Source organism: Streptomyces turgidiscabies Car8 (assembly GCF_000331005.1).
Classification (GTDB): domain Bacteria; phylum Actinomycetota; class Actinomycetes; order Streptomycetales; family Streptomycetaceae; genus Streptomyces; species Streptomyces turgidiscabies.
Genome location: NZ_AEJB01000224.1, coordinates 20,619 through 37,200 on the forward strand (window position 1 = coordinate 20,619; position 16,582 = coordinate 37,200).

Here is a 16,582-nt window from a genome sequence, read left to right on the forward strand (position 1 = left end):
ACGCCCTCGGTTGGGGCGGCCCCTCGCACGGCTGCCCCAACCGAAGGGCTCCGCACTACGCGTGCCGAGACTCTGTGCGCGTTTCCGGACTCGGAGCAGTGCCCGCCCGTCACCCCAAATGCGTAGCCGCGAACATCCGCAGCACCGCCGGAAGTACCACCACCGACGGCCCCGCCTCCCCCAGCGCCTTCGCGAGGTCCGTCTCCAGTGTCTCCGGCGACGTCAGCACCCCCGGTACCCCGAACGACTCGGCCAGCGCCACGAAGTCCGGCCGCGCCAACTCCGTGCCCGTCGGCTCCCCGTACGCGTCCGTCATGTACTCGCGCAGGATGCCGTAGCCGCCGTCGTCCACGATCAGCCAGGTGACGTTCAGGTCGTACTGCCTGGCTGTCGCCAGCTCCGCGATCCCGTACAGGGCGCCGCCGTCGCCCGAGACCGCGAGCACCGGGTACGTCGGGTCGGCCACCGCCGCTCCCAGGGCCGCCGGGAAGGCGTAGCCGAGGCCGCCCGCTCCTTGGGCCGAGTGCATGGTGTTGGTACCGCGTGGGTCGAAGGCCGACCAGGCCCAGTAGGACAGGATCGTCATGTCCCAGAAGGATGGGGAGCGGGGTGGCAACGCCGCTCTGACCGACTTCAACAGGCCCTGTTCCAGGGTGAGTTCCTGGGCGGCGAGGCGTTCGCCCACCTGGGCCAGTACCTCTCGTACCCGCTCCCCCGCCGACTCGTCCTCCCGTGCCGCCGGTACCGTCTCCAGCAGGGCCTGCAGCGCGAGTCGGGCGTCCGCGTGGATGCCCAGGGCCGGGTGGTTGGACTCCAACTTGCCGGCGTCCGCCTCGACTTGGATGACCCGGCCGCGCGGCTTGAACGTGTGGTAGTTCGAGGAGAGTTCGCCCAGGCCCGAGCCGACGACCAGCAGGACGTCCGCGTCCTCCAGGAAGTCGGTCATGTGCCGGTCCTCCAGCCAGGACTGGAGGGAGAGGGGGTGCGTCCAGGGGAAGGCGCCCTTGCCGCCGTACGTCGTGACCACCGGCGCCTGGAGCAGCTCCGCCAGCGCCCTCAGTTTGCCGGACGCGTCCGCCCGTACGACCCCGCCGCCCGCGATGATCGCCGGGCGCTCGGCGTTCGACAGCAAGTGGGCTGCCAGTGCCGTCAGTTCGGGGCGTGGGGGGAGTTCCTCGGGGAAGGCGTCGCCGCCCGTCACCACGGGAATCGGGGTTTGCGCCGTCAGTACGTCCTGCGGGATCTCCACCCATACCGGGCCGTGCGGGGCCGTGAGCGCCGACTTCCAGGCGTCGGCGATCGCCGAGGGGATCTGGGACTGCGTACGGACCGTGTGGACCGACTTCACCACAGACCTGAACGACGCCTGCTGGTCCGGGAGTTCGTGGAGGTAGCCGTGTCGGCCGCCGCCCAGCCCCGCCGTCGGGATCTGGCTGCTGATCGCCAGGACAGGGGCGGAGGCGGCTGCGGCCTCCTGGAGCGCCGCCAATGACGTCAGCGCGCCCGGGCCCGTCGACAGGAGCAGCGGCGCCGCCTCGCCCGTCATCCGGCCGTACGCGTCCGCCGCGAACCCCGCGTTGTTCTCCACCCGTAGGCCGATGTACCGGAGGTCCGAGCGGCGCAGTGCGTCGAACAGGCCTAGGGCGTGCTGGCCGGGCAGTCCGAAGACCGTCGTCGTGCCGAGGCCGGCCAGCGTCTCCACGACCAGGTCCCCGCCGGTGCGGCCGGCGGGAGGGTTCAGCGCGGCCTCCGTCTGTGCGGCGGTCGGCTTCAGCACCAGGTCGTGGTCGTGGGTCACTTCGCAGCCTTCTCCTGAGCTTCCTTCTGCGCCTTCTTCTGAGCCCTCGCCTCGGCGATCTGACGGGACATGATCGTCGTCAGTTCGTACGCCGTGTGCGACGCCGCGACCGACGTGATCTCGGCGTGATCGTACGCGGGGGCGACTTCGACGACATCCGCGGAGACCAGGTTGCAGGACGCCAGCCCGCGCAGGATCTCCAGCAGCTCCCTCGACGTCATGCCGCCCGCCTCGGGGGTGCCCGTGCCGGGGGCGAACGCCGGGTCGAGGCAGTCGATGTCGATCGAGATGTAGAGGGGGCGGTCCCCGATGCGCTGGCGGAGCTGGTCGGCGACCTCGTCGACACCGCGCCGCATGACGTCCGCCGACGTCACGATGCCGAAGCCCATCTTCGCGTCATCGTCCAGGTCCTGCTTGCCGTAGAGGGGCCCGCGCGTGCCGACGTGCGAGAGGGCGGAGGTGTCGAGGATGCCTTCCTCCACCGCCCGGCGGAACGGCGTCCCGTGGGTGTACTCGGCGCCGAAGTAGGTGTCCCAGGTGTCGAGGTGCGCGTCGAAGTGGAGCAGCGCCACCGGGCCGTGTTTCTTGGCCACCGAGCGCAGGAGGGGGAGAGCGATCGTGTGGTCGCCGCCGAGGGTCATCAGCCGCGCCCCCGTCCCCAGCAACTCGTCGGCCGCCGCCTCGACCGTCTCGACGGCCTCGTGGATGTCGAACGGGTTGACGGCGATGTCGCCGGCGTCCACGACCTGGGCGAGGGCGAACGGGGACGCGTCCTGCGCCGGGTTGTACGGCCGCAGCAGCCGGGACGCCTCACGGATCGCGTTGCCGCCGAAGCGGGCGCCCGGCCGGTACGAGACGCCCGAGTCGAACGGCACCCCGACCACGGCGACATCCGTCCGTCCGCCGACCTCGTCGAGGCGCGGCAGCCGCGCGAAGGTCGCGGGGCCGGCGTACCTCGGGATGCGGGACGAGTCCACGGGGCCGCGGGGTGTCTCGGGGCTGCTGGTCATACCGTCTGCCTTCTTCCTGCGCCTCAGGACCGGTTCGGTTCGGACACAAGTTCTCGGATACAAGTTCGATGGTGTGGTCCACTCGGCGCTCGCGCCAGCGTAGGTGGCCCAGGTGAGCCCAGGAAATTCATGGGGCGTGACCTGCGTCCCAGCGGCCGGGACGTCCGGGTGTTCGCGGTGTCGTCTGCCTCACAATGGGAGGCATGCCGATACCCGGGATTCCCAGCCGCGCCGAGCTTGTCGATCACCTCGTCAGAACCCGCATCGCGGGCGATGTCGCCACGCCCCGCGAGAACAACCTCTCCCACTACCGCAAGCTGGCGAACGGCGAACGGCACTACTGGCTCGGGCTGGAGTTGGGTGACCGCTGGAGCGACGAGCAGGACGTGCTCGCGGTGATGGCCGAGCGGGTCGGCGTGAACGACGATCCCGAACACCGGTACGGCCAGGACACCATCGACCCCGAACTGACCGTCGCCGGGCTGGAGCGGCTGGCGGCCCGGCTGCGCAAGGCGGCCGACGGGCAGCAGCGGGTGCTGTTCGCGACCGGCCACCCGGGCGGTCTGCTGGACGTGCACCGCGCCACGGCCGAGGCGCTGCGGGCCGCCGGCTGCGAGATCGTCGTCATCCCGGACGGTCTGACGACGGACGAGGGGTACGTGTTCCAGTTCGCGGACGTGGCGGTGCTGGAGCACGGGGCCTCGCTGTGGCACACGCACTCCGGCGAGCCGATGCGCGCGATCCTGACGGGCCTGGAGCGTGAGGGCCGCCCGCTGCCCGACCTGGTCGTCGCCGACCACGGCTGGGCGGGGTACGCGGGACAGCACGGCGTCGACTCCGTGGGGTACGCCGACTGCAACGACCCGGCACTGTTCCTGGCCGAGGCGGAGGGCACCCTCCAGGTGGCCGTTCCGCTCGACGACCATGTGACGAGCCCGCGCTTCTACGACCCGCTGACGGCGTTCCTGCTGAACGAGGCCGAGCTGATCAGCGAGTAGGACTCAACTGGAAAACGCGTAAAACTGCTGGTCAGGGCTTGCGGGGGATCCTGATCACGCCCTCCTGGATGACCGTGATGGCCAGCTGTCCGTCCTGCGTGTAGATGCGGCCCTGGCCGAGGCCCCGGCCGCCGGACGCGGACGGTGACTCCTGGTCGTACAGCAGCCATTCGTCGGCGCGGAACGGGCGGTGGAACCACATCGCGTGGTCCAGGGAGGCGCCGACCACGTCGTTGACCGCCCAGCCGCCCCGTCCGTGCGCGAGCAGGATGGAGTCGAGCAGCGTGTAGTCGGAGACGTACGTGGCGAGGCAGACGTGGAGCAGCGGTTCGTCGACGGCGCCGCCGAGCTTGCCGTTCGTACGGAACCAGACCTGGGAGCGCGGTTCGCGGGGTTCGCCGAACCTGCCGTAGGGCGGGTCGTCGACGTAACGGATGTCGACGGCCTCGCGGGACTGCAGGAACTTCTCGACGACCGCCCGGTCCAGGTGCGCGTACCGGGGAAGCTGCTCGTCGGCCGTCGGGAGGGTCGCCGGGTCGGGGGCAGCGGGCATGGGGGCCTGGTGGTCGAGGCCCTCCTCGTGCGCCTGGAAGGACGCCGAGAGGTGGAAGATCGGCTGCCCGTGCTGGATCGCGACGACCCGGCGGGTGGTGAAGGAGCGGCCGTCGCGGATGCGGTCGACGGTGTAGACGATCGGCACGCCGGGGTCGCCGGGGCGCAGGAAGTACGAGTGGAGCGAGTGCGCGGGGCGGTCCGGGGGGACCGTGCGCCCGGCGGCGACGAGCGCCTGGGCGGCCACCTGCCCGCCGAAGACGCGCGGGACGATGGCGGGCCGGGACCGGCCGCGGAAGATGTTCTCCTCGATCTGCTCGAGATCGAGCAGATCGAGGAGAGACTGAAGTGCCTGGCTCATGCGGTCATTTCTACTGGTCAGCGGTTTCCGGAACCTTACGGGTCCGTGTCGTGGCCAGAGACCCGCCTTGTGGTCAGAGACCCATGTCCTTCGCGATGATCGACTTCATGATCTCGCTGGTGCCGCCGTAGATCCGGTTGACGCGGTTGTCGGCGTACAGACGGGCGATCGGGTACTCGTTCATGAAGCCGTAGCCGCCGTGCAGCTGGAGGCAGCGGTCGATCACGCGGTGCGCGACCTCGGTGCAGAACAGCTTGGCGCTGGCGGCCTCGGCCGGGGTCAGCTCGCCCGCGTCCAGCGCCTCGGTGGCGCGGTCGGCGACGGCCTCGGCGGCGTCCACCTCGGCCTTGCAGGCGGCCAGCTCGAACTTGGTGTTCTGGAAGTGCGCGACCGGCTTGCCGAAGACGACACGCTCCTGGACGTACTGCTGGGCGAACCGGACGGCGGCCTTGGCCTGCGCGTAGGCGCCGTAGGCGATGCCCCAGCGCTCGGAGGCGAGGTTGTGGCCGAGGTAGGAGAAGCCCTTGTTCTCCTCGCCGAGGAGGTTCTCCACGGGGACCTTGACGTCGACGAACGCCAGCTCGGCGGTGTCGGAGGTCTTCAGGCCGAGCTTGTCCAGCTTGCGGCCGATCGAGTAGCCCTCGGACTTGGTGTCCACCACGAGGAGGGATATGCCGTGGCGGCGGTCCTCGGCGCTGGGCGCGTCGGTGCGGGCGCAGACGATCATCTGGTCGGCGTGGACACCGCCGGTGATGAAGGTCTTGGAGCCGTTGAGGACGTAGTGCGTGCCGTCCTCGCTCAGCTTGGCGGTGGTCTTCATGCCCGCGAGGTCGGAGCCGGTGCCCGGCTCGGTCATCGCGATCGCCCACATCTCCTCACCGGAGACGAACTTCGGCAGGTAGCGCTTCTTCTGCTCGTCGTTGGCGAGCAGTTTCACGTACGGCAGGCCGAGCAGCACGTGCACACCGGAGCCGCCGAAGGACACACCCGCGCGCGCGGTCTCCTCGTACAGGATGGCCTCGAACTTGTACGAGTCGATGCCGGCGCCGCCGTACTCCTCGTCGACGCGGATGCCGAAGACGCCCAGCTCGGCGAGCTTGTAGTAGAACTCACGCGGCGCCTGGCCGGCGGCGAACCACTCGTCGTAGACGGGAACGACCTCGGCCTCGATGAAGGCGCGAAGGGTCTCCCGGAACGCCTCGTGGTCCTCGTTGAACACAGTACGGCGCACGGCCCGCACCTCTCTCTTCCAGATCTCTTCCCCGACGGCTAAGCGCTTGCTCAGATCAACCGTACCCGCGAGTACGAATCGCCGTCCAGAGGAGTTGCGCCGTTACGCCGTAACGCTCATCACTCCCCCGCCGCGGCGAAGGCACCCCGCGCCATCCGGTGCAGCAGGCCGGCCGTGACGGCGCGGCCCGGGAGGGCGCCCGGGCGGCCCAGGTGGGGGGTGGAGTTCAGCAGGCCGAAGACCGAGTGGACGGCCGAGCGGGCCGCCGGTTCGGCCAGCTCCGGGTACACCTCGCGCACCACCTCCACCCACAGCTCCACGTACTGCCGCTGGAGCTGGCGCACCAGCTTGCGGTCGCTGTCGCGCAGGCGGTCCAGTTCGCGGTCGTGGAGGGTGATCAGGGGGCGGTCGTCGAGGGCGAAGTCGATGTGCCCCTCGATGAGCGAGTCGAGGAGCGCCTCGGGGTCCCCGCCGGCCTCCGCCACCCGCCGTTTGCCGCCGGTCAGGAGCTGGCCGCTGATGCCCACCAGCAGCTCGGCGAGCATCGCGTCCTTGCCCGGGAAGTGGCGGTAGAGGCCGGGGCCGCTGATGCCCACGGCCGCCCCTATCTCGTCCACGCCCACACCGTGGAAACCGCGCTCGGCGAAGAGCCGCGCGGCCTCCTTGAGGATCTGTTCGCGGCGGGTCGGGGCGTCGGTTCTCGTGGCCATGCAAATGATTCTAGACACGGAGGTTAGCGGTCGTTAACCTGAAGGAGTTGGGTTAACGCTCATTAACTTGTCGACCATCGGTCAACCACTGGGTGACCTGGGTAAGGGGACCGCAGGATGCAGGAGGCACCGGAGCTCCACAGCGCGGCGGACCCCGCCTCGGAGGCCTGGCGGGCCAACGAGACGGCTCACCGCGCCCTGGTCGAGGAACTGCGCGGAAAACTGGCCGCGGCCCGGCTGGGCGGAGGCGAGAAGGCCCGGGACCGGCACACCGCGCGCGGGAAGCTGCTTCCCCGGGAGCGCGTCGACCGGCTCCTCGACCCCGGATCGCCCTTCCTGGAGCTCGCTCCCCTCGCCGCCGACGGGATGTACGAGGGACAGGCGCCCGCCGCCGGGGTCATCGCCGGGATCGGCCGGGTCAGCGGGCGTGAGTGCGTGATCGTCGCCAATGACGCCACCGTCAAGGGCGGCACGTACTACCCGATGACCGTCAAGAAGCATCTGCGCGCGCAGGAGGTCGCCCTCGACAACCGGCTTCCCTGTATCTACCTCGTGGACTCGGGGGGCGCCTTCCTGCCCATGCAGGACGAGGTCTTCCCCGACCGCGACCACTTCGGGCGGATCTTCTTCAACCAGGCGCGGATGTCCGGCGCCGGCATCCCGCAGATCGCCGCCGTACTGGGATCCTGCACGGCCGGTGGTGCCTACGTTCCCGCCATGAGCGACGAAGCCGTCATCGTCCGCAACCAGGGGACCATCTTCCTGGGCGGGCCCCCGCTGGTGAAGGCCGCCACGGGTGAGGTCGTCACCGCCGAGGAACTGGGCGGAGGGGACGTCCACGCGCGCGTGTCGGGCGTCACCGACCATCTCGCCGAGGACGACGCGCACGCCCTGCGCATCGTCCGCGACATCGCCGCCACCCTCCCCGCGCGCGGGCCACTGCCCTGGGACGTCCGGTCCGCCGTCGAGCCCAAGGTCGACCCCCACGGGCTCTACGGCGCCGTGCCCGTCGACTCCCGCACCCCCTATGACGTACGGGAGATCATCGCGCGCGTGGTCGACGGTTCCGGTTTCTCGGAGTTCAAGGCCGAGTTCGGGCAGACCCTCGTCACCGGCTTCGCCCGTGTCCACGGGCACCCGGTCGGGATCGTCGCCAACAACGGCATCCTGTTCTCCGAGTCCGCCCAGAAGGGCGCCCACTTCATCGAGCTGTGCGACCAGCGCGGCATCCCCCTGCTGTTCCTCCAGAACATCTCCGGCTTCATGGTGGGCCGGGACTACGAGGCGGGCGGAATCGCCAAGCACGGCGCCAAGATGGTCACCGCCGTGGCCTGCACACGTGTGCCCAAGCTGACCGTCGTGGTCGGCGGGTCGTACGGCGCGGGCAACTACTCGATGTGCGGCCGGGCGTACTCGCCGCGCTTCCTGTGGATGTGGCCCGGCGCCAAGATCTCGGTCATGGGCGGCGAGCAGGCCGCGTCCGTCCTCGCGACCGTCAAACGGGACCAGCTGGAGGCCCGGGGGGAGACCTGGCCGGCGGCCGACGAGGACGCCTTCAAGGACCCGATCCGCGCCCAGTACGAGCGCCAGGGCAACGCCTACTACGCGACGGCCCGGCTCTGGGACGACGGGGTCATCGACCCGCTGGAGACCCGCCAGGTACTGGGTCTCGCGCTCACCGCCTGCGCCAACGCGCCACTGGGCGAACCCCAGTTCGGCGTCTTCCGGATGTGAGGGGCTCCACGACGATGAAGGGCACGATGAAGGGCTTCAGCACGATGTTCGACACAGTCCTCGTGGCCAACCGGGGCGAGATCGCCGTACGCGTCATCCGTACGCTGCGCTCCCTCGGGGTGCGCTCGGTCGCCGTGTACTCCGACGCCGACGCGGACGCCCGGCACGTCCGTGAGGCCGACACAGCGGTACGGATCGGACCGGCGGCAGCGGCGGAGAGCTATCTGTCCGTCCCCCGCCTCCTCGAAGCCGCCGCCCGCACCGGCGCGCAGGCCGTCCACCCCGGGTACGGCTTCCTCGCCGAGAACGCCGCCTTCGCGCGCGCGTGCACCGACGCGGGGCTCGTGTTCATCGGTCCCCCGGCGGACGCGATCGCCCTCATGGGCGACAAGATCCGCGCCAAGGAGACGGTCCGGGCGGCCGGGGTCCCGGTCGTCCCCGGGTCGAGCGGCAGCGGCCTCACGGACGCCGAACTGGCCGACGCGGCACGGGAGATCGGCATGCCCGTGCTGCTCAAGCCGAGCGCGGGCGGCGGCGGCAAGGGCATGCGGCTGGTCCGGGACGCGGCCGATCTGGGCGAGGAGATCGCCGCCGCGCGGCGCGAGGCCCGCGCCTCCTTCGGCGACGACACGCTCCTCGTCGAACGGTGGGTGGACCGGCCCCGGCACATCGAGATCCAGGTCCTGGCCGACGCCCACGGGGACGTGGTGCACCTGGGCGAGCGCGAGTGTTCGCTCCAGCGGCGCCACCAGAAGCTCATCGAGGAGGCGCCCAGTGTGCTCCTCGACGACCGGACCCGGGCCGCGATGGGCGAGGCGGCGGTCCAGGCGGCGCGCTCGTGCGGGTACGAGGGCGCGGGCACGGTCGAGTTCATCGTCCCGGGCAGCGACCCCTCCTCGTACTACTTCATGGAGATGAACACCCGCCTCCAGGTCGAGCACCCGGTGACGGAGCTGGTCACCGGCCTCGACCTGGTCGAGTGGCAGCTGCGGGTGGCGGCGGGCGAGCCCCTGTCCTTCGGACAGAAGGAGGTCCGCCTCACCGGGCACGCCGTGGAGGCCCGTATCTGCGCGGAGACGGTCTCCGTACGGGCGGGCGCACGCGGGTTCCTGCCGTCCGGCGGCACGGTGCTCGCCCTGCGCGAACCCTCAGGTGACGGCGTTCGCACCGACTCCGGGCTCAGCGAGGGCACGGAGGTCGGTTCGCTGTACGACCCGATGCTGTCCAAGGTCATCGCGTACGGCCCCGACCGCGCGACGGCGCTCCGGAAACTCCGGGCGGCCCTCGCGGACACGGTCACGCTGGGCGTGCCGACGAACGCCGGTTTCCTGCGCCGCCTTCTCGCCCATCCGGCGGTCGTGGCGGGCGAGTTGGACACGGGCCTGGTGGAGCGCGAGGTCGACTCCCTCGTCCCGGACGGCGTACCGGAGGAGGTCTACGAGGCGGCGGCGGCCGTACGGCAGGAGGCGCTGCGGCCGAAGGCGACGGAGAGCGGCTGGACGGACCCCTTCTCCGTGCCGAGCGGTTGGCGGCTGGGGGGCACGCCCAGGCCGCCGGCCTTCTGGCTGCGGGTGCAGGACCCCGTGGAGTACGTCCCCCGTGGCACCCACACGGTCACCGACACCCAGGTGTCCGTGGTCCTGGACGGCGTCCGGCACACCTTCCACCGTGCCGCCGACTGGCTCGGCCGCGACGGCGACGCGTGGCAGGTGCGCGACCACGACCCGGTGGCGGCCTCGCTCACCGGCGCCGCCCACGCGGGAGCCGACTCGCTGACCGCCCCGATGCCCGGCACGGTGACGGTGGTGAAGGTGGCGGTCGGGGACGAAGTGGCCGCCGGTCAGAGCCTGTTGGTGGTCGAGGCGATGAAGATGGAGCACGTCATCGCCGCCCCGCACGCGGGCACGGTCGCCGAGCTGGACGTCACCCCGGGGACAACCGTCGCCATGGACCAGGTACTCGCCGTGATCACGCCCGCGGAGTCCTCGGCAGAGTCCCTGGCGGAGGAGGAGAAATGACGCTTCCCATGGTCGTACCGGCCCCGAATCTGCCCGCGCGGGTCAGGATCCACGAGGTCGGCGCGCGTGACGGGCTGCAGAACGAGAAGACGACCGTCCCGACGGAGGTGAAGGCTGAGTTCATCCGCCGCCTGGCAGCCGCGGGCCTGACGACGATCGAGGCGACCAGCTTCGTCCACCCCAGGTGGGTGCCCCAACTCGCGGACGCGGAGGACCTGTACCCGCAGGTCAGCGATCTGCCCGTACGCCTGCCGGTGCTCGTTCCGAACGAACGCGGGCTGGACCGGGCCCTGGCGCTCGGCGCACGCCAGGTCGCCGTCTTCGCCAGCGCCACGGAGTCCTTCGCGAAGGCCAACCTCAACCGGACGGTCGACGAGGCGCTGGCGATGTTCGAGCCGGTGGTGGCGCGGGCCAGGGCGGAGAACGCGTCGGTGCGTGGCTATCTCTCCATGTGCTTCGGCGACCCGTGGGAGGGCCCGGTTCCGGTCGCGCAGGTCGTCCGGGTGTGCCGGGCGCTGCTGGACATGGGCTGCGACGAACTGAGCCTGGGCGACACGATCGGCGTCGCGACGGCGGGTCATGTGCGGCGCCTGCTGGTCGAGTTGAACGAGGCCTCCGTACCGACGTCGGCCCTGGCCGTGCACTTCCACGACACCTACGGCCAGGCGCTGGCCAACACGTACGCGGCGCTGGAGCACGGCGTCACGACGGTCGACGCGTCGGCGGGCGGTCTCGGCGGCTGCCCGTTCGCCAAGTCGGCGACCGGCAACCTGGCCACCGAGGACCTGGTGTGGATGCTCCAGGGCCTCGGCATCGAGACCGGAGTCGACCTCGCCGGCCTCGTCACCACGAGCACATGGATGGCCGACCGACTGGGCCGACCGAGCCCGTCCCGCACCGTACGAGCCCTTTCCCACCAGGATTCCGAGGAATCCGCGGAATCCCAGGAGCCGTGAGGACCATGGACCACAAGCTCTCCCCCGAACTGGAAGAACTCCGCCGTACGGTCGAGCAGTTCGCGCACGACGTCGTGGCCCCGAAGATCGGCGACTTCTACGAGCGGCACGAGTTCCCGTACGAGATCGTCCGCGAGATGGGCAGGATGGGCCTGTTCGGACTGCCGTTCCCCGAGGAGTACGGCGGGATGGGCGGCGACTACCTGGCGCTGGGCATCGCGCTGGAGGAACTGGCGCGGGTCGACTCGTCGGTGGCGATCACCCTGGAGGCCGGAGTATCGCTGGGCGCGATGCCCATCCACCTGTTCGGTACGGAGGAGCAGAAGCGCGAGTGGCTTCCGCGCCTGTGCGCCGGGGAGATCCTGGGCGCGTTCGGCCTGACGGAACCGGACGGCGGCTCGGACGCGGGTGCGACGCGGACGACGGCACGGCTGGACCCGGACACCGATGAATGGGTGATCAACGGCACGAAGTGCTTCATCACCAACTCGGGCACGGACATCACGGGCTTCGTGACGGTGACGGCCGTGACGGGCCGCAAGCCGGACGGCAGGCCGCTCATCTCCGCGATCCTCGTCCCCTCCGGCACGCCGGGCTTCACGGTCGCGGCGCCGTACTCGAAGGTCGGCTGGAACGCCTCGGACACCCGCGAGCTGTCCTTCGCGGACGTACGGGTCCCGGCCGCGAACCTGGTCGGCGAGGAGGGGCGCGGCTACGCCCAGTTCCTGCGCATCCTCGACGAGGGGCGCGTCGCGATCGCGGCGCTGGCGACCGGACTCGCCCAGGGCTGCGTGGACGAGTCGGTGAAGTACGCCAAGGAACGGCAGGCGTTCGGACGCCCGATCGGCGCCAACCAGGCGATCCAGTTCAAGATCGCGGACATGGAGATGAAAGCCCACACGTCCCGCCTGGCCTGGCGGGACGCGGCCTCCCGTCTGGTCACGGGCGAACCCTTCAAGAAGGAAGCCGCCCTGGCCAAGCTGTACTCGTCCACGATCGCCGTCGACAACGCCCGCGACGCGACCCAGATCCACGGCGGCTACGGCTTCATGAACGAGTACCCGGTGGCCCGGATGTGGCGCGACTCCAAGATCCTGGAGATCGGGGAGGGCACCAGCGAGGTCCAACGGATGCTTATCGCGCGGGAGTTGGGCTTGGGGCTGGAGATGGCGGGCTGAGGCCGACGGACAGTGCCCCGGTGATCGCGGCGGTGTGCCGATAGGCGACCCTGGCCGCCGCGACGACCTGGTCCTGTGCGTCGGGGTCGGTGAAAGCCTGGTTCATACGGGCGGTGAAGCGGGCCCAGCGTTCGCGGTCGCCGCTGCTGTAGTAGGCGACGCCGTCCGTACCGCCGTCCCTTGCTGGGAGTCGGTAGGCGGCGGTGACGTACGGGTACAGGTAGAGGGCGCCGAGCGTCGAGCCCTCCATGACGTAGAGGAACCCGAGGAGGGCACGGAGGTCGGACTCTGCGGCCCGCTGCCGGATCTCCGCAGTGAACGCTTCCGCCTCCTCGGCCGCCCAGGAACCGGGCGCGGTGCCGAGGTTCGCGAAGTAGGCCAGGTCGCGATCGACGAGGGGGAGTTTGACGAGGTCGGCTGACCACACGGGTTCGGCGGCAGCTACTCCCGTGAGCCGGGACAGCTCCCCTTCCAGGGATCCCAACACCAGCCGATATGCGGCGAGTTGGCCGACGTAACACTCGACGGGCAGGGTCCCGGCGAGCATCGCGCTCGCGAACGGGGTGGCCTCCAGGGCGTCGTGGCGGTCGCGGGTACTCGTACGCAGCCGCTCAACCATCGTGACCGGGGCCGCCGTCATGCGCCGCTCCGCTGCAGGAGGGTCTCATGGAGGCGGTCGATGAGATGCCCCTTGCGTTCGATGGTGAGGTCGAAGTAGGCCGCGCTGCGGTCGGACCGGCACACCCGGTACACGCTCTCCTTGGCCTCACGCTTCAGCCGGACGGCTTCGGCGGCCAGGGAGAGAAGCGTCGGCTCCAGTTCGGGATGCCCGAGGACGTACGACTTCAACTGCTCGCCCGAGAGCGCGGGTTGGGACGACTCCGGGTCGAGCAGTTCGAGGAAGACCCGGTTGCTGAGCCCGTCGTAGTCCTCGTGGATCCGGCCCCCGCCGAACTCGGGTACGAAGTCGGTGAGGTCGTTGAACAACTGGCTCGCCAGGCCGAGTTGGCGCATGGCGGCGTCCAGGGTGTACTGCTCGTCGTCGACGACACGCAGGGCCGCGAGGGCGGAGTCGAGCGGCATCCGGAAGAGGGTGCCGGTCTTGAGGGCGGCCAGGGACTCCCAGTAGGCCACGCGCTCTTCGAGGGGCGCTGCCAGCAACTCGGCGCGGGTCTCGGGCGTATGCGTGGACAGGTCGACGGCCTGCCCGGTGAAGCCGCTCTCGACGGCCCGCGCGAGGCTGTCGACGACACCGGGATCGGCGGCGTGCCGCAGGACGGCCGCGATCAGCCAGGACCCGGTGTTGAGCGCGAGGGGCACGCCGTGGGTGACGTGGAGCGCGGGTTCGCCGTAACGGACGTCGCTGCCGTCCTGGATGTCGTCGATGGCGACGAAGGCCTTCAGCATGACCCGCACGGCGACGGCGGCCCGCCGGACAACGGCCAGGTCGGCCGAGGAAACGTCACTCCCGTCCCCGACCTCGCCACCACTCCCGGTCTCGTCGGGGAAGCCCCGGTAGTTGCGGTAGGCCCAGTACACCATCGACGGCCGCAGCGGGGCCCTGTTGCCGCCGGGCGCACCGGCGGTCGGGGGCAGCGCCTCCTGGCCCACCTTGGACCCGACGGCGTCGGCGACGGGCTCGTAGAGGGAGCGCCGCAGGGCGGCCTCGAAAACGGACTGCGCGGGGACCGACGCGGGGGAGGTCAACGACGCGAGAAACTCGGCCAGATCGTCCTCCAGCAGAGCAGCGTCGCTCCGCACCACCTCCGCTACCGCGTCCACCGCTCCCCCAGCCGCCTCAGCGACCTTCTCTGTGGCACCCATACCCGCCCCAGCCTCCACTTCCGGCTCCCGCCCCCGACCCCCGTCGACTGCAGAAGCGTGATCGCAACCGGCATATTTCGCAAGGGAGTTCGAGGACACGAGGGTGGCCGATGTGACGGAATCCGGCCACTGAGCCCAGTACGCGGCCCTGCGGCCGGGGAGGCCAACGGAGCGGATAGGACCGGAGGCGGCGCGCTGGTTTCCTAAACGCCACGCGGCCGAAGCCGCAGCCAGCCGCCGTCCTCGTACTCCACGGGCACGTCGTCCTCCCACGGATCGATGCCCAGAGCCTCCAGCTCGTCGAACCACCGGTCTCGCTGCGACTCGGGCAACCGCCGGCCGCACCACGGGCAGAAGAGGATGCCGACCGTCGCGGTACCGCCGTCATGGATGATCAGGCCGTACTCCTGGAACTTCGCGACGAAGCCGACGAGCGCGTCCGGGCAGGCGTAGGGATCGGCATGGAGGTCGCAGTCCCGGCCCACCTGGCGGGCCATCTCCGTACAGCAGTGATCGGTCACCAGGTCATCCTCCCCCACCGGGGCAGACCAGGGATTACCCATAGGTCCCCGTGCCGGCCCCCAGCGGCGGAACTACCCGCGCCGGGACGGCCGCCGCACCTGTTGGGCGGTGCCGGTGCCGGCCCCCTGCGGTGTGGGCGCGGCCCTGTCCCAGTCGTCGCCGTTGATCATCATGTCGGGGTCGAACATGACGATGACGGCGGAGATCAGAAGGACGGTGAGCGGGCCGGCGAGCATGGCCAGGAGGAACGACAGCAGGTCGGTCGACGACTGCGTGGTCTCGGCGACGCCGGTGAGATGGACGGAGACGGCGGCCATGCCGGTGTAGTGCATGCCGGTCACGGCCACCCCCATGACCAGGCTCGCACCGAGGCTGGCCCACAGGGTGTGGATGGAGACCGCCGCCCACAGCGCCGCCGTGGCGGCCGCGACGGCGATGACGACGGACAGGATCACCGCCGGAAGACGTGGACCACCCCCCTGGACATCAGGTGAGGTTAGGCTAACCTTCCTAGCGAATTGTCCGGCGGACCGAACCGCCCCGTTCGAAAGCAGCCATCCCATGCCCAACGCCCGTGCCACCCACCTCTCCCGCCGCGGCATCCTCACCGCAGGCGGCGCCCTCGGCCTCGGTGCCGTCCTCGCCGCCTGCGGGGACGAGGACGCGAAAAGCGGTGGCACGGGCGCGGACGCGTCGAAGGCCGCCGCGACTCCCCCCGCCGGGCCCTGGACGTTCAAGGACGACCGCGGCCAGACCGCCAAGGCCGACAAGGTGCCGTCCAGCATCGTCGCCTTCACCGGTGTCGCCGCCGCGCTCTACGACTACGGCGTCGAGGTCAAGGGCGTCTTCGGCCCGACCACGACCAAGGACGGCAAGGCCGACGTCCAGGCCGGCGACATGGACGTCACCAAGGTGACCGTCCTCGGCAACGAGTGGGGCCAGTTCAACATCGAGAAGTACGCGGCCCTCGCCCCGGATCTCCTCGTCACCACGATGTTCGACAGCGCGGGCACCCTCTGGTACGTCCCGGAGGAGTCCAAGGAGAAGATCCTCGCCGTCGGCGCCCCGACCGTCGGCATCTCCGTGTTCGACATCCAGCTCGACCAGCCACTGCAGCGCATGCTGGAGCTGGCCAAGACCCTCGGCGCGGACACCACCTCCGCCAAGGTGACCGCAGCCAAGAAGGCCTTCGAGGATGCCGCCGCCCGACTGCGCGCCGCCACCAAGGCCAAGCCGGACGTCAAGGTGCTGGTTGGTTCCGCGAGCCAGGACATCTTCTACGTGTCCGGCTCCAACCTCTCCATCGACCTGGAGTACTTCAAGGCCCTCGGCGTGAACTTCGTCGAGCCCGCCGCCGATGTCCTGAAGGCGAGCGGTGGCTGGTACGAGAGCCTGAGCTGGGAGAACGTCGACAAGTACGAGGCCGACGTGATCATGATGGACAACCGTACGTCGGCGATACAGCCCGCCGACATCACCGAGGCGACCTGGAAGCAGCTGCCTGCCGTGAAGGCGGGTCAGGTGATCGCGCGTAATCCCGAGCCGATCCTGTCGTACGACAAGTGCACGCCGCTTCTCACTAGCCTCGCCGAGGCGATCGAGGGCGCGAAGAAGGTCGGCTAGAAGTTCGGCGCTTCACCGGTAGTGGGGAAACTGCGGGTCCGTTGCGGCTGGTCACGCAGTTCCCCGC

14 protein-coding genes and 1 pseudogene are annotated in these 16,582 nt (G+C 70.4%); 6 read left to right on the top strand and 9 right to left on the bottom strand.

Annotated elements, in window-relative coordinates:
- Positions 1–109: 109 nt before the first annotated feature.
- Positions 110–1,798: a thiamine pyrophosphate-binding protein gene (locus STRTUCAR8_RS14970; RefSeq protein ID WP_006376627.1), complete on the bottom strand. Its 1,689-nt coding sequence runs from the start codon at positions 1,796–1,798 to the stop codon at positions 110–112.
- Positions 1,795–2,808, bottom strand: a complete 1,014-nt coding sequence (gene speB, locus STRTUCAR8_RS14975) for an agmatinase (RefSeq protein WP_006376614.1) — start codon at positions 2,806–2,808, stop codon at positions 1,795–1,797. The genes STRTUCAR8_RS14970 and speB overlap by 4 nt, the downstream gene beginning before the upstream one ends.
- Positions 2,809–3,011: 203 nt before the next feature.
- Here speB and STRTUCAR8_RS14980 point away from each other — a divergent pair, with 203 nt between their 5' ends.
- Positions 3,012–3,806 (top strand): phosphatase, encoded by a 795-nt coding sequence (locus STRTUCAR8_RS14980; protein ID WP_006376592.1) that lies wholly within the window; start codon positions 3,012–3,014, stop codon positions 3,804–3,806.
- A 31-nt stretch (positions 3,807–3,837) separates the two neighbouring features.
- On the opposite strand, the gene tesB is transcribed toward STRTUCAR8_RS14980, so the two are convergent.
- The 3 genes from tesB to STRTUCAR8_RS14995 all read right to left on the bottom strand — a co-directional run bounded on the left by tesB (position 3,838) and on the right by STRTUCAR8_RS14995 (position 6,660).
- Complete coding sequence (gene tesB / locus STRTUCAR8_RS14985; protein ID WP_006376636.1) at positions 3,838–4,719, bottom strand: acyl-CoA thioesterase II; 882 nt, start codon at positions 4,717–4,719, stop codon at positions 3,838–3,840.
- A 73-nt stretch (positions 4,720–4,792) separates the two neighbouring features.
- Complete coding sequence (locus STRTUCAR8_RS14990; RefSeq protein WP_006376597.1) at positions 4,793–5,950, bottom strand: acyl-CoA dehydrogenase family protein; 1,158 nt, start codon at positions 5,948–5,950, stop codon at positions 4,793–4,795.
- Positions 5,951–6,069: 119 nt separating this feature from the next.
- On the bottom strand, positions 6,070–6,660 hold the full coding sequence (locus STRTUCAR8_RS14995; protein ID WP_006376599.1) for an SACE_7040 family transcriptional regulator: 591 nt from the start codon (positions 6,658–6,660) through the stop codon (positions 6,070–6,072).
- A gap of 117 nt (positions 6,661–6,777) precedes the next feature.
- Between STRTUCAR8_RS14995 and STRTUCAR8_RS15000 the strand changes: the two genes are divergently transcribed.
- The 4 genes from STRTUCAR8_RS15000 to STRTUCAR8_RS15015 are packed head-to-tail and all read left to right on the top strand — an operon-like array spanning position 6,778 to position 12,546.
- Positions 6,778–8,394 (top strand): carboxyl transferase domain-containing protein, encoded by a 1,617-nt coding sequence (locus STRTUCAR8_RS15000; RefSeq protein WP_006376635.1) that lies wholly within the window; start codon positions 6,778–6,780, stop codon positions 8,392–8,394.
- 44 nt (positions 8,395–8,438) lie between these two features.
- Complete coding sequence (locus STRTUCAR8_RS15005; protein WP_044472242.1) at positions 8,439–10,412, top strand: acetyl/propionyl/methylcrotonyl-CoA carboxylase subunit alpha; 1,974 nt, start codon at positions 8,439–8,441, stop codon at positions 10,410–10,412.
- Entirely contained in the window at positions 10,409–11,368 is a 960-nt protein-coding gene (locus tag STRTUCAR8_RS15010; RefSeq protein ID WP_006376626.1) for a hydroxymethylglutaryl-CoA lyase, read from the top strand. The genes STRTUCAR8_RS15005 and STRTUCAR8_RS15010 overlap by 4 nt, the downstream gene beginning before the upstream one ends.
- A 5-nt stretch (positions 11,369–11,373) precedes the next feature.
- A complete protein-coding gene (locus tag STRTUCAR8_RS15015; protein ID WP_006376616.1) occupies positions 11,374–12,546 on the top strand; it encodes an acyl-CoA dehydrogenase family protein in 1,173 nt (390 codons plus the stop codon).
- Here the strand turns inward: STRTUCAR8_RS15015 and STRTUCAR8_RS15020 are convergent.
- The 4 genes and pseudogenes from STRTUCAR8_RS15020 to STRTUCAR8_RS15035 all read right to left on the bottom strand — a co-directional run.
- Positions 12,503–13,186 carry a biliverdin-producing heme oxygenase gene (locus tag STRTUCAR8_RS15020; RefSeq protein ID WP_006376619.1) on the bottom strand — a complete coding sequence of 228 codons (684 nt, stop codon included), beginning with the start codon at positions 13,184–13,186 and terminating at the stop codon, positions 12,503–12,505. The genes STRTUCAR8_RS15015 and STRTUCAR8_RS15020 overlap by 44 nt on opposite strands.
- Positions 13,183–14,370 carry a polyprenyl synthetase family protein gene (locus STRTUCAR8_RS15025; RefSeq protein WP_044472235.1) on the bottom strand — a complete coding sequence of 396 codons (1,188 nt, stop codon included), beginning with the start codon at positions 14,368–14,370 and terminating at the stop codon, positions 13,183–13,185. Before STRTUCAR8_RS15025 ends, STRTUCAR8_RS15020 begins: the two co-directional genes overlap by 4 nt.
- A 203-nt stretch (positions 14,371–14,573) precedes the next feature.
- Entirely contained in the window at positions 14,574–14,891 is a 318-nt protein-coding gene (locus tag STRTUCAR8_RS15030) for a DUF6980 family protein (RefSeq protein ID WP_006376633.1), read from the bottom strand.
- Between the two features lie 72 nt (positions 14,892–14,963).
- Positions 14,964–15,347: pseudogene (locus tag STRTUCAR8_RS15035) on the bottom strand (MHYT domain-containing protein); the annotation flags it as partial.
- A 106-nt stretch (positions 15,348–15,453) separates the two neighbouring features.
- On the opposite strand from STRTUCAR8_RS15035, the gene STRTUCAR8_RS15040 reads away from it, so the two are divergent.
- Positions 15,454–16,515 carry an ABC transporter substrate-binding protein gene (locus STRTUCAR8_RS15040; RefSeq protein ID WP_006376632.1) on the top strand — a complete coding sequence of 354 codons (1,062 nt, stop codon included), beginning with the start codon at positions 15,454–15,456 and terminating at the stop codon, positions 16,513–16,515.
- The last annotated feature ends 67 nt before the right edge of the window (positions 16,516–16,582 follow it).

What these genes read in the sequence shown, in the direction of transcription:
- speB (WP_006376614.1), bottom strand. Translation starts at nt 2,808, where the DNA reads ATGACCAGCAGCCCCGAGACACCCCGCGGCCCCGTGGACTCGTCCCGC.
- STRTUCAR8_RS14980 (WP_006376592.1), top strand. Translation starts at nt 3,012, where the DNA reads ATGCCGATACCCGGGATTCCCAGCCGCGCCGAGCTTGTCGATCACCTC.
- tesB (WP_006376636.1), bottom strand. Translation starts at nt 4,719, where the DNA reads ATGAGCCAGGCACTTCAGTCTCTCCTCGATCTGCTCGATCTCGAGCAG.
- STRTUCAR8_RS14995 (WP_006376599.1), bottom strand. Translation starts at nt 6,660, where the DNA reads ATGGCCACGAGAACCGACGCCCCGACCCGCCGCGAACAGATCCTCAAG.
- STRTUCAR8_RS15000 (WP_006376635.1), top strand. Translation starts at nt 6,778, where the DNA reads ATGCAGGAGGCACCGGAGCTCCACAGCGCGGCGGACCCCGCCTCGGAG.
- STRTUCAR8_RS15005 (WP_044472242.1), top strand. Translation starts at nt 8,439, where the DNA reads ATGTTCGACACAGTCCTCGTGGCCAACCGGGGCGAGATCGCCGTACGC.
- STRTUCAR8_RS15010 (WP_006376626.1), top strand. Translation starts at nt 10,409, where the DNA reads ATGACGCTTCCCATGGTCGTACCGGCCCCGAATCTGCCCGCGCGGGTC.
- STRTUCAR8_RS15015 (WP_006376616.1), top strand. Translation starts at nt 11,374, where the DNA reads ATGGACCACAAGCTCTCCCCCGAACTGGAAGAACTCCGCCGTACGGTC.
- STRTUCAR8_RS15020 (WP_006376619.1), bottom strand. Translation starts at nt 13,186, where the DNA reads ATGACGGCGGCCCCGGTCACGATGGTTGAGCGGCTGCGTACGAGTACC.
- STRTUCAR8_RS15025 (WP_044472235.1), bottom strand. Translation starts at nt 14,370, where the DNA reads ATGGGTGCCACAGAGAAGGTCGCTGAGGCGGCTGGGGGAGCGGTGGAC.
- STRTUCAR8_RS15040 (WP_006376632.1), top strand. Translation starts at nt 15,454, where the DNA reads ATGCCCAACGCCCGTGCCACCCACCTCTCCCGCCGCGGCATCCTCACC.